At 74.3% G+C, this 11,818-nt stretch carries 7 protein-coding genes; 4 read left to right on the top strand and 3 right to left on the bottom strand.

The window, feature by feature from the left end; all coding sequences use genetic code 11:
- A partial coding sequence (locus ACFP1K_RS32720; RefSeq protein ID WP_380760673.1) for a CHAT domain-containing protein occupies positions 1–2,610 on the bottom strand: 2,610 nt, incomplete at its 3' end.
- 192 nt (positions 2,611–2,802) lie between these two features.
- On the opposite strand from ACFP1K_RS32720, the gene ACFP1K_RS32715 reads away from it, so the two are divergent.
- The 4 genes from ACFP1K_RS32715 (at position 2,803) to ACFP1K_RS32700 (ending at position 10,423) form a co-directional block, all read left to right on the top strand.
- Positions 2,803–4,152: a S8 family peptidase gene (locus ACFP1K_RS32715; protein ID WP_380760672.1), complete on the top strand. Its 1,350-nt coding sequence runs from the start codon at positions 2,803–2,805 to the stop codon at positions 4,150–4,152.
- 100 nt (positions 4,153–4,252) lie between these two features.
- Entirely contained in the window at positions 4,253–4,693 is a 441-nt protein-coding gene (locus tag ACFP1K_RS32710; protein WP_380760671.1) for a hypothetical protein, read from the top strand.
- Between the two features lie 124 nt (positions 4,694–4,817).
- Positions 4,818–7,550, top strand: coding sequence for a helix-turn-helix transcriptional regulator (locus ACFP1K_RS32705; RefSeq protein WP_380760669.1), 2,733 nt, complete (start codon positions 4,818–4,820; stop codon positions 7,548–7,550).
- Complete coding sequence (locus ACFP1K_RS32700) at positions 7,547–10,423, top strand: FGLLP motif-containing membrane protein (RefSeq protein WP_380760667.1); 2,877 nt, start codon at positions 7,547–7,549, stop codon at positions 10,421–10,423. The genes ACFP1K_RS32705 and ACFP1K_RS32700 overlap by 4 nt, the downstream gene beginning before the upstream one ends.
- Here the strand turns inward: ACFP1K_RS32700 and ACFP1K_RS32695 are convergent.
- A complete protein-coding gene (locus ACFP1K_RS32695; protein WP_380760665.1) occupies positions 10,386–11,189 on the bottom strand; it encodes an inositol monophosphatase family protein in 804 nt (267 codons plus the stop codon). The two genes, ACFP1K_RS32700 and ACFP1K_RS32695, sit on opposite strands and share 38 nt — an antisense overlap.
- Complete coding sequence (gene ribA / locus ACFP1K_RS32690) at positions 11,182–11,814, bottom strand: GTP cyclohydrolase II (protein ID WP_380760679.1); 633 nt, start codon at positions 11,812–11,814, stop codon at positions 11,182–11,184. The genes ACFP1K_RS32695 and ribA overlap by 8 nt, the downstream gene beginning before the upstream one ends.
- Positions 11,815–11,818 lie beyond the last annotated feature (4 nt).

The raw sequence follows: 11,818 nt of genomic DNA, 5'->3' as shown, positions 1-11,818 counted from the left end.
CCGACTTGCTAGGGGGGTGAAGGACCAGGGGGTGGCTTGGGATGGGGGGGTGTCGGTGGTTTGGTGGCGGGCCCTGTGGAGGGCTTCGGGCATGGGGTGGCCTTGGTGGAGGGCTTGGTGGAGGGCGATCATCAGGGGGACGGTGGCGGCGTCGTTGACGGGGGTTACCGGGGAGATGATGCCTGCGGTGCCCAGGGGGAGGAGGGCGGCGGTGAGGCCGAGTAGTTCGTCGGCGCCGGCGTGGGCCATGCGGGCGGAGTCGCAGCACGGGAGGACCAGGCGGTAGGGGGCCTGGACGAGTCGTTCGAGGTCATGGGCGATCAGCGGGCCGTCGTCCAGGCGCAGGGAGGAGAACAGGGGGCTGTCGGCGCGGAAGTCGCCGTGTGCGGCGATGTGGGTGAGCCAGGTGCCCTCGATGGCGCGCAGGACCAGGGACGAGGTGGCCTTGCCGTCGCCGAGCACGGTCGCGTGGCCGTACGCCTGCGCGATGCGGTCCACCTCGGCGCCGCCGGTGGTCAGGCCAGGGCCGCGCACCAGCACGACGTCACGGTTGGCGGGAGGCGGCGTCTCGCGGGCCCGCATCCACGACAGCGCCGAGGGGGCGACGCTGACGACGCGGTCGCGCAGGGCGGGGAGCATCGGCCAGGGCACGCCGTCCAGGCGGCTCGGCGGCACCAGCACCACGGGGCCGTCGCCGAGGTGACGGACGGCGTCCCCGAGCAGGAGGGTCTGCAACCGGCCTGCGGCACCGTCGAGCAGGCGCATCTCGTGCGCGAGGGTGCGCGGTGAACGGTCGTACGCCAGGCGGGTGAGGCCGAGGCGGGCGAACCTGAGCTCCTGGACGGCGTCCGCGAGCCCGCCCGCGACGCTGTGGCGCACTCGCCCTCCCCCGCACACGAGCACGTGCAGGACGCCGTCGATCTCGGTCAGCTCGACCAGCCGGCCGGGGCCGAGGGCTTGCAGCAGCGCGCCGGGGTCGAACCGGTGCGGGCCGCCGTGCCCGTCGCCGCGCAGCCGGAGCAGGCGGGCCCTGATGTTCTCCTGCAGGCGCCGCCGGTCGCGTTCCAGTACGGCGGTGGGCGCGCCGCCGGCCTTGGCGGCGTCCACCAGGCAGGCGACCTCGCGGAACGCCGCCAGGTCGGCGCGCAGCCCGGGGTCGTCCGGCGGCCGCGCGGCCGGGGTGGTGAGGGCCGTGGCCCGCCATCGCTCGCTCCAGGACAGCAGGCCGCGGGGACGGCCGGAGCGCGCCGCCGCGCGCAGCGCCATGGCGGCCAGCTCGGTGCCGTGCGCGGTGGCCCCGGCGCGCAGCTCGGCCGAGCCGAAGGTGAGCCGGTGCGCGTCCAGCAGGTCGAGCCCGCGGCGGCAGGCGGCGAGCGTGCGGCGGGTGGTCCCCCTGCTGTCGGCGCGCAGCGCCTCGGCGAGCCAGCCGCCCGCGCGGGCCAGCGGCGGCCCCGAGCCCTTGCGCCGGGCCGCCGTCGCCAGGTACCGGTCCGCCTCGTCCGCGCGCCCGAGCGTCAGCGCCATCCGGCCGGCCAGGAGATACGCCTGCACCCCTTCCGGCGACCCCGCCTCCGCCAGCCGCTCCCCGAGCGCTGCGGTCTCCCGCACCATCCGCGCCGTCACGCCCCGCCCCGCCCCGGCCAGGGCGAAACGGGCCTGATGGGCGAGGAGGCAGGCGTGGAGGGACCACCAGTCGCGTTGCTGGCGGGTGAACTGGCGGCAGGCGGTGACGGTGAGCTGGAGGGCGGTGGCGGGGTCGCCGGCGGCCAGGGTGGCGCGGCCGGCGGCCAGGCGGAGTTCGGCGCGTTTGGTGGCCTGGCCTTTCTCCTGGTCCAGGCGGTGGACGGCGCCGGCGGTGGACTCGGCGGCCTCGCGGGCCAGCCCGGCGGCCAGCAGGACGGCGCAGCGGTCGATGTCGAGGTCCGGCATCGGGGCGCCGAGGGCCTGGTAGCGGCGCCCGGCGGCGTCCAGGTGGTCCAGTGCCGAGGGGAGGTCGCCCGCGCGGAACGCCACCAGCCCTCGGTTGTGCACGCCGAACGCCGCCTCCAGCTCCTGGCCGGTGGCGGCGAACAGCGCGTCGGCGGTGAGCAGGTCGGCGTCGGCGCGGCCGGTGGCGCCGAGCGTGAGGTGGATCAGCGCGCGGGCCGTCAGGGCCCGTGCCGTCCACAGCCCGTCGCCGGCGGCCTCCAGCGCGACGGCCGACCGGCTGAGGTCGTCGAGCGCCTCGCGGTGCCGCCCGAGCACGCGCAGCACGTAACCGCGCCGGTAGAGGGCACGCGCGGCCGTGACGCCGCTGCCGGTGCCGACGGCCGCGTCGAGCGCCGCGAGGCCACCGGCGCTGTCGCCGAGGGCGGTGAGCGCGACGCCGAGGGTGGCGAGCACGTCGGCCTCCCGCTCCGGGCAGCCGGACTCGCGGGCGAGCCGCAAAGCGCATCGGATTTCTTTAATCGCCGCCCGCAAATCGCCGAACTCCCGCAGGACGATCCCGACGGACTGGTGCGCGATGGACGCGTGATAAGGCTCGGGAACGGTCCCGAGGAACGATCGGGCGGCTGACAGCGCCGCCTGCGGACGGGAATAGGCGAGTGTCAGCAATTCCTGGGGCGCCACAACCGCCCCATCAATATACAAATTTGTCCCCGACACCACGTCATGGTATGACTATGGCATTCTCGCGTCCACCCAATAATCTCCCCACGTGAGGCGCACATGACGGTGCCGGCCGCAGAAGACCCCTTACACGCACGTTTCCGGGCGCAGGTCAATTCGATTGTCGCGGCGCTCGGCGAGGATCGCGTCGGTGTGGCGGCCGACGAGTACGGCGAGCCGGCCTTCATCTACGAACCCGGGCACATCCTCACCAGGAGAGCCGATGTCCGCCGCGTCCGGGAGGCGCTCGAGGACATCGACAGGACCGACGACGTCCGTGGCCGGCGCAGACCGCGCCCCGGCGAGGAGGCCCCGTCGGAGGGCGGCGCGGCGGAACGCGCCGATGTCGTCAGGTTGCGGGTGAACGGCGACGTCCTGCGGATCCTGCGGCTGCTCGCCGACATCCTGGGCATCGGCGTGGTGACCCCCAACCACCTTTTCTCGATCACCCCGGTGGCCGCCTGCCCGTCGGGTGAGCCGCTCGTCGTGGACGGCGACGACTGCGGCGACCGCTGCGGCGACCGCTGCGGCGACCCCGCGCCGCTGCCGAGGTGGAACCGCGATCGGACCGCGGGCAAGGGTGTCGGCGTCCTGATCGTCGACACGGGGCTGCTGGACCACTACGCCAGGGAGCATCCTTGGCTGAGGGGCGGCCCCGACCCGTCGCGGGCGATCGACGACCCCCAGCCGGGCATCCAGCGGTACGAGGGACACGGCACGTTCATCGCCGGGGTGCTGCGCTGTGTGGCGCCATCGGTCACGTTCGGCGTGTCCAACGCGATGCGCCCCGTGGGGACGCTCTACGAGCACCAGCTCGGCCCGGCGTTGCTGGGCGCGCTCCAGGACTGGGCGAACGCTCACGGTGGCCGGTGGCCCGCGATCATCAACCTCTCGTCCGGCACGCCCACGCAATATTCGCTGCCGCCGATCGGCCTCGAACAATTCAGGAAGGAACTCGAAAAAAATTCGGATACCATCCTGGTCGCCGCGGCCGGAAACAACGGCAGCACGAAGCTCTTCTGGCCCGCCGCGTATGCGGCCGATTATCCGCAGGTCATCTCGGTAGGGGCGCTACGCAGATACAGCATCGGACGCCACGAACGCGCCTGCTTCTCCAATTACGGGGACTGGGTGACGGTATTCGCGCCCGGCGAATGGCTGGTGAACGCCTTCGCCTGGGGGGATTACGAATACGCCGAACCACATCACGACCAGTGCATTTACCTACGGCCGCCCGTCCCTTCGTACGCGGGATGCACCTGCGTCGACGCGCCGGCGTTGCGGACACGGGTCACCTTCGACGGCATGGCGCGATGGAGCGGCACCTCGTTCGCCGCCCCGGTGGTCGCCGGTCTGATCGCCGGGCTGATGTCGCGGTCGGGCATGACGGCGCGCCAGGCGGCGGACGAGCTGCTCGTCAAGGCGCGCGCGCCCGGCTGGCGCAGCGCGACGGGAGACCCCGTGCTGCTGCCGCCCGGGTGGCCGGCGGCGGGGTCGCCCTAGGGAGCGTCCCGCTGGGGGAATCCCCGGGTGGCGCCCCGGTCCGCCGCGGTGCCGTGCCTCGTTAGCGTCGGGCCATCCGACAACGACGTGGAGGCACAACATGCCAGTAGGTAGTTTCCAGATCCCGCCGGGCTTCGCCCCGGCGGCGCTCGCCGGCCTGATCGAGGCCGAGGTGGTCGACACCACCGGTAACCCCCCGCAGGACGTCATCAAGGCGAACCAGTCCTTCGGCGTGCGTTACCGGTGGGAGCTCAACGGCACCGCCGTCCCCATGATCGCCGGACGGTGGCTGCTGCGGCTGCTCATCGACGAGGTCGGCGGGCCGAACGACCGTTTCGTCCCCTCGCCGCCGCTGCAGGTGGCCCTGACGCCGGCCAGCGGCGCCTACACCACCACGGTCAACGTGGCCGGTGGCCTGCCGTCCTCGCCGGGGGGCAGCACATACCAGATCGTCGCGTCGCTGAGCTACCTGAACGCGGCGGGCACCCCGGGGGGCATGGGCGGGAACGTCAACTGTGGCCTGGTCAGCATCCAGCAGTGACGTGACCGGAGCGTCCGGGGGGCGCGGAGGCGGAAGGCGGACACGCCTTCCGCCTCTTTCGATTTCCGCCACCGATGTCCTCCGGGATGTATCAGGCGGCCGGCGCGGCCCCTCGTAATCGAGCGTGACCATCACGACCCAGGTATTCGTAGGCCGCGGCCCCGAGCTCGCCGCCATCGAGGGGGAACTGGACCGTGTCCGTGCCGGACGGCCAAGGCTCGTGCTCGTCGAGGGCCCGCCCGGCATCGGCAAGACCGCCCTCGTGCGGCGCGCCCTGGCCGCCGCCGACTTCCACGTGCTCCGGGCCAGCGGCGAGGAGATGGAACAGTCGCTGCCCTACGGCGTCGCGTCCCAGCTACTGGAACAGGCCGCCCACCATTCCGCCGGACCTCACCCGGAGGCGACGGCGTTTCCCGCCGACGCCGGACCGCAGGCGGCGGGGGCCGTCCTGCTCGGCGCGCTCGGAGAGGCGCAGGGGCGCGGGCCGGTCGCCGTGCTCGTCGACGACGCGCACTGGGCCGACGCCTCGTCGTTGCGTGCGCTGACCTTCGCGCTGCGCCGCCTGCGCGCCGACCGCGTGCTCACGGTCGTCGTCGTGCCGGAGGTGACCGACGCACGCATCCCGGAAGGACTGCGCCGCCTGTGCTCGCGCGAGGCGTCGTTGCAGCTCACGCTGTCCGGCCTGAGCGAGCGAGAGCTGGGCGTGCTCGGCGACCGGCTCGGGTACGGCCGCCTGGACGGCGCGGCGCTGGCCCGGCTGCGCGCGCAGACCGGCGGCAACCCGCTGTACGCCGCCGCCACGCTGCGGCAGACTCCCCCCGACGTGCTCCGCGACCCGGGCGCCGACCTGCCCGCACCCGGCGGGTACGCCCGCGAGGTGCTGGCCGCGCTCGCGGCGACCGGCGAGGACACCCGGCGGCTGGTCCGCGCGGCGAGCGTGCTCGGCGAGTCGTGCCTGCTGCGGCACGCCGGGGTGGTGGCCGGGTTGCCCGACCCGCTGGACGCCGTGGAGGACGCGGTCACCCACCACCTGCTGACCTGCCGGTACGCCGGTGGCGAGGCCGGGGTCGCGTTCCCGCATCCGCTCACCCGGGCCTCGGTGTACCAGGCCATCGGCCCCCGGGAACGTGCGCGGGCCCACCGGCGGGCCGAGGCGCTGACCACCGACCAGGCCAAGCGGTTGCAGCACCGCATGCGCGCCACCGCGCGGCCCGACGTGGAGCTCATCGCCGAGCTGGCGCGGTTCGCCCGCGATCAGGCGGCCGCCGGTTCGTGGGAGAGCGCCGCCGAGTACTTCGGTCACGCCGGGGACTTCACCGCGTCCGCGCGGGAACGGGCGAGGTTCGGCGCCGAGGCGGTCCACGCGCTGCTCCAGGCGGGGCAGGTGGCCCGCGCCACCGCCGTGGCACCCCGCGCGTACGGCGACCACGTCACCCGGGCGTTCGCGATGGGCTCGCTCGCCCAGGCCACCGGCGACGTCGAAGGGGCGATGACGCTGCTGGACGACGCCTGGCGGCACTGCGACCCCGAGCGGGACGCCACGCTGGCCGGGCGGACGGCGCACCACCTCTCGGTGCTGCACCTCATCCAGGACCGGGGGCAGGAGAGCCTGAGCTGGTCGAGGCGCGCGCTGGAGCTCGCCGGCCATCAGCCGGGCGCCGACCTGCTGCACTACTACCACGTGGTGAGCTTGTTCCTGTCCGGCCATGTGGAGCGCGCCATCGAGCTCACGAGGACGTTGCCGGACCCGGCCATGGCGACGTCCGGTGAGCTGGACGCCCTGGTCGGCCGGGGCGCGCTGCGCATCTGGTGCGACGACCTGGCGGGCGCGCGCCGGGATCTCGCCGGCGCCGCCGCGGCGCCGCGCCGCCTGTCGGTGCAGCATCGCCTGCTCGCCACCGGGCTGCTGTCCATGGCCGAGTACCGGCTCGGCCACTGGGACGAGGGCCTCGCGCTGGGCACGACCGTGCTGTCCATCGAGGAGGACTGCGAGCAGTACTGGCTCACGCCGTACGTCCACACCGTCCAGGCCCTGTCCCTGGCGGCCCGCGGCGAGACCGAGCGGGCACGCGGCCACGTGCGGGGGGCGAGGCGGCACGCGCTGTCCCGTGCGGCGGCCGGTCATCTCGCCCACGCGGAAGGCTGGATCGCCGTCGTGGAGGGTGACCTGGAGGCGGCGGTGTCGGCGCTCGCCCCGCTCACCGAGGTCCCGGCGTCCTCCGTCGTCCTCGAACCCGGGGTCATCCCGTGGCAGGACCTGCTCGCCGACGTCTACACCGCGCTCGGCGAGTACGACGCGGCGGACGCGGTGCTGATCACCTACGAGAAGGCCGCCGGGTCCCGCGCGCTGGCCTCGGCCATGGCGGGCGCGGCGAGGGCACGGGGCACCTGGTTCGCCGCCCAGGGGCGCACCGCGGACGCGACCGCGGCGTTCGAACGCGCGCTCCGGCACATCGCCGGGACCACCATGCCGTTCGAACGGGCACGGATCGAACTCGCCTACGGTGCCTTCCTGCGCCGCGCGGGCGGCAAGGCCGCTGCCGCCGGCCACCTGGTGCCGGCCAGGCGGACGCTGGAGCGGCTCGGCGCCGTCCCGTTCCTCGCGCACTGCGACCGGGAGCTCGCCGCCTGCGGCCGGCCGTCCTCGCCCGCTCCGGGCTTCGGCCATCCGGCGCTCACCCCCCAGGAGCACACCGTCGCGCAGTTCGTGCTGGCAGGCATGGCCAACAAGCAGATCGCGCGGCAGATGGTGCTCAGCGTGAAGACGGTCGAGTACCACCTCGGCCACATCTACGCCAAGCTCGGCGTCTCCTCTCGCTCCGCCCTGGCGGCGAGGTTACGCGGGGACCGGTCATGATCGCGTCCGGCCTGGCCGCCCTCGCGCTGGCCGCCGTCGCGAGGGTCGTCCCCCTGCCCGGCGACATGACGGTCACCCTTTCCCCGGAGTGGGGCACCGCGGGCGGCCACGTCGTCGCCACGGCCGGGAAGGCGTGCCCGGACGGGGCCTTCACGGTCGGCTGGGAAGGCGAGACTCTGCCGCTGGAGGAGCCGCGGACGCGGACGACGGCCCGTTTCCAGGTGCCGGAGGCGGCCCCGGGGTGGCACACGGTCGAGATCTCCTGCGGCAAGCTGAGCGGATCGAGCCGGTTCACGCTCATCGCCGCCGGCATCGACCCCTCCACGGCAGCCGCCGGGACCCCGGTGACGCTGACCGGTGCCGGATTCCTCTGCTCGGCGGACGTTCCGGCGAGCGTCACCGTGGCCTGGCCCTCGACGCACACGGCGGCCACCGAGACGACCGCGGCGTCCGGTGGCGATCTCCGCGTGCCGCTGACGGTGCCCAAGGTCTCCCCGGGCCGCCACACACTGCTGCTGACCGCGCGCTGCCCGGCCATCGAGGGCCCGCCGGTCCAGGTCGCCGAACTCCGGCTGCCGATGGACGTCACGACCGTCACCGCCACCCCGACGGCGGAGCGGCCGGTGCTGCTCCCGGTGCCGGCCGGCGGTCCGGCCGGCACCGGGGTCAGGGTGACGGGGCGGCACTTTCCCTGCCGGTCGGCCGTCCTGCGCTGGGAGGACGGCATCGGCGTGGAGGTGCCCGTCGTGGGCGGCGCGTTCGAGGGCACGCTCGCCGTGCCGCGCCAAGCCCTGTTCGGCAGGCGCGCCATCGTCGCCGGATGCGGTGAGGTGTCGCGGACCGCGTCCTTCGACGTGCTGCGGCGCACGCCGCGCCTCACGCCGGCGACACCCGCGCGGGTGCTCCCCGGGGAGCCGGTGTCGGTGACCGGCACCGCCTTCGACTGCGGGATCCGCGCCGGGCAGGAGGACACGGCGCTGCTGTCCCTGGGTTCGCGCACCGTCCCGGTGCGGGTCGGCGCGTCGGGAGGGTTCCACGCGACCCTGCGCGTCCCGCCGGACACTCCCCCGGGCCGGGCCGCGATCGTGGGCACGTGCCCGGAACTGCCGGGCGTCGCCGGACGCTCGTCCGTCACCGTGCTCCCCCGCGGAAAACCCACACCGACCACGGACGAGCCCACACACGGCACGTCACCCACCCCGCCGTCCCCGACCCCGCCATCCCCGACCCCGCCATCCCCGACCCCGCCGTCCCAGACCCCGCCGTCCCCGACCCCGGCGGGTGAGGTCACCGAGACCCCCGCGCCGGAGCCCATGATCCGGCCGCTGTGGAGGAAAGGCGCACCGGGGGCGCTGCTGCCGGTGGCCGGTGAGGGTTTCGGGTGCCCGGTGGTCCGCGTGGGGTGGGACGGCGAGGATCCGGTGAGTGTGCGTACGGAGGACGGCACGTTCGCCGTGGACCTGCGGGTTCCCGGGGGATCGGGGGAACGCGCCGTCGTCGCGAGCTGCTCCGGCGCCGCGGAGGTGACCGCGAGCGCGGCGTTCGACGTCGTCCCGGCCGCGGCGCGGGCGACGCTGGAACTGGATCCGCACGGCGGGCCGGACGGGACGACGGTGACGGCCACCGGGCGGAACTTCCCGCCCGGGTGCGCCGGGCCGGTGCTGCGGCTCGACGGTGTGCCCGTCCCGCTGCGGCCGGACACGAGCCGGGTGGCGGCCGGGGAGTTCGAGGTTCCGCGGGGCCTGCCGCCGAAGGAGTACCTCGTCGAGCTGACGTGCCAGGCGACCGCCGCGGCGGCGTTCACCGTTCCCCGGTTCTCGCCGAGGTCGCTGGTGTCCCGGGCGGTCCCCGCGCCGGACGAGCTGACGCTCACCGCGCGCGTCCTGGTGGGGTCGGCGGTGTTCGCCGGGCTGATCATGCTGCTGCTCGGCTTTCCCGCGGAGCTGTTCAACAAGACTTTCGAGAACAGCAAGGGGATCGGCACCCGCTGGCGCAGGCTGAGGGACCTTCGCGCGGCCCTCGGCCGTCTGCCGATGTGGCTCCAGTTCGGCGTCGCGAGCCTGGCCGCCACCGGACTGGCGCTCTTCGCGGGGCAGGTGGATCCGTGGAACTGGCGGACGGCCGTGGCCCAGCTGGTGGCGGTGGTCGTGGTCACGCTGACCTTCACCATGGTCGGCGAGGCGATCCTCCACTGGACCAGCCGCGACCGCGGCCGGTTCCGGCTGCTGCCCGGGGGGCTGGTCGTCGCGGCGTGCTTCGCCCTGGTCTCCCGGATGCTGGGGCTGACACCGGGATACGTGTACGGCCTGATCACCACTTACGTATACGTCGACGACCGCGGCGAGGAGGCCGAGCGCGGCACCGAGGAGGACGGTGGCCGCGCGGTGCTCGTCGCCGCGGTCGCCACGCTGGGCCTGAGCCTCATGTGCTGGCTCGTGTGGACGCCGGTCGACGCGGCGGCCGATCGGGGGAACCTCGCCGACCTGGTCCTTCTCGGGGACGCGACGCTGGCCTCGATCTTCGTGACGGGCGTGCAGACCGTCCTGTTCGGGCTGATCCCGCTGCCGTTCCTGGACGGCCACAAGCTCACGCGGTGGAGCTGGACGTTGTGGGGCGTGGTCATGGCGGTGGCGGCCTTCGCGTTCGTGTACATCGTGTCGGGGGCGCAGGCCGAGGACGCGGCGCTGCTCGACTGGCCGGAGGTCTGGCGGATGCTCGCCGTCTTCGTGATCGCCGCCGCCCTGTCGCTGGCCTTCCTCGGCGTGGTGTACCTGCTGCGCCGCCGCGCCGCCTCCCCGGCCGTCGCCTCCCCCGGCCGGCCGCGGGGACCGGCGACTAGGCCTCCGCCCGAGCCTGGCGCAGGACGGTCATGAGCTCGGCGCTCAGACCTGGGCAGACGGCGATGGTGGCGGTGGCGGCGGTGGTGTGGGGGGTGCCGTCCAGGTCGAGCACGGCGCCGCCGGATTCGCGGACCAGCAGGGCGCCGGCCATGGTGTCCCAGGGGAGGTTCGACAGGATGACGGACGCGTCGAGCTTGCCCTGGGCGACCCAGGCCAGGTCGATGGCCGCGGTGCCGAGCATCCTGATGCGCTGGGCCCGCGCGCCGAGCCGGGACAACAGAGCGAGGCGCAGACGGTTGTTGGGCTCGGCGCCCGGGCCGACGGCGAAGTCGCCGATGGAGATCACCGCGTCCGGCAGGTCCGCGACCTCCGAGACACGGATGCGCTCGTCGCCCGCGTACGCGCCGTACCCCGCCGCCGCGCTGTACCGCACGCCGAGGAACGGCAGGTCGATGGCGGCGAGCACGCCCTGGCCGTCCTCCACCAGCGCCAGCGACACCCCGCACAGCGGGATGCCCCTGGCGAGGTTCGCCGTGCCGTCCACCGGGTCCAGGGCCCACCACAGCGTGCCCTCGCCGGTGCGGCCGTGCTCCTCGCCGAGGATGCCGATTCCCGGGGTCTCCCTGTCCAGGAAGTCCCGCACGGCGTCCTCCACCAGCAGGTCCACGTCGGTGACCATGTCGCGGTCGCCCTTCGCCATGACCGTGTTCGGCATCCGGGTGCGGACGATGCGGTGCGCGATGGCGACGGCCTCCCTGGCGACCGGCAGCAGGTCCGCGTGGACGGTCGCCTCAGCCACCGGCGGTGCCGAGGCGCGGAGGGGCGGGAAGGTGGGGGAGGTCGTGGCCGAGGCGGTCCCGCTTGGCGGTGAGGTAGCGGATGTTGTGGTCGGTGGCCTGCACCAGGAGCGGCACGCGGGAGGACACCTCGACGCCGTGGGCCTCCAGGGAGCGGATCTTGTCGGCGTTGTTGGACATCAGGCGGACCGACCTGATCCCGAGGTACTTCAGCACCCGGGCCGCCGGGCCGAAGTCGCGGTCGTCCACCGGGAAGCCGAGCACGGTGGCCGAGTCGACGGTGTCCAGCCCGTGGTCGTCCTGAAGCACGTGGGTGCGCACCTTGGCGACCAGGCCGATGCCGCGGCCCTCGTGCCCGCGCAGGTACACCAGCACCCCGGCGCCCTCGCGGACGATGGCGTTCAGCGCGGCGTCGAGCTGGTCGCCGCACTCGCACCGCATCGCGGCGAAGATGTCGCCCGTCACGCACTCGGAGTGCACCCGCACCAGCACGTCGCGCGGCTTCCCGCTGTCGCCGTACACCAGCGCGAGGTGCTCGTTCCCGTCGGACGGATCGCGGAACGCGACCGTGCGGAACGTTCCGCGGCGCGTCACCAGGTCGGCCTCCGCGATGTCCGCAAGGGGCAGGCCG

Source organism: Sphaerisporangium aureirubrum (genome assembly GCF_042658925.1).
GTDB classification, from domain to species: domain Bacteria; phylum Actinomycetota; class Actinomycetes; order Streptosporangiales; family Streptosporangiaceae; genus Sphaerisporangium; species Sphaerisporangium aureirubrum.
Note: the sequence above shows the minus strand (reverse complement) of the source record. Positions and strands in the feature narration are given on the sequence as shown.

Bases quoted from the DNA above. Each gene is read 5' to 3' on its own strand.
- ACFP1K_RS32710 (WP_380760671.1), top strand. From the start codon at position 4,253: ATGCCAGTAGGTAGTTTCCAGATCCCGCCGGGCTTCGCCCCGGCGGCG.
- ACFP1K_RS32700 (WP_380760667.1), top strand. From the start codon at position 7,547: ATGATCGCGTCCGGCCTGGCCGCCCTCGCGCTGGCCGCCGTCGCGAGG.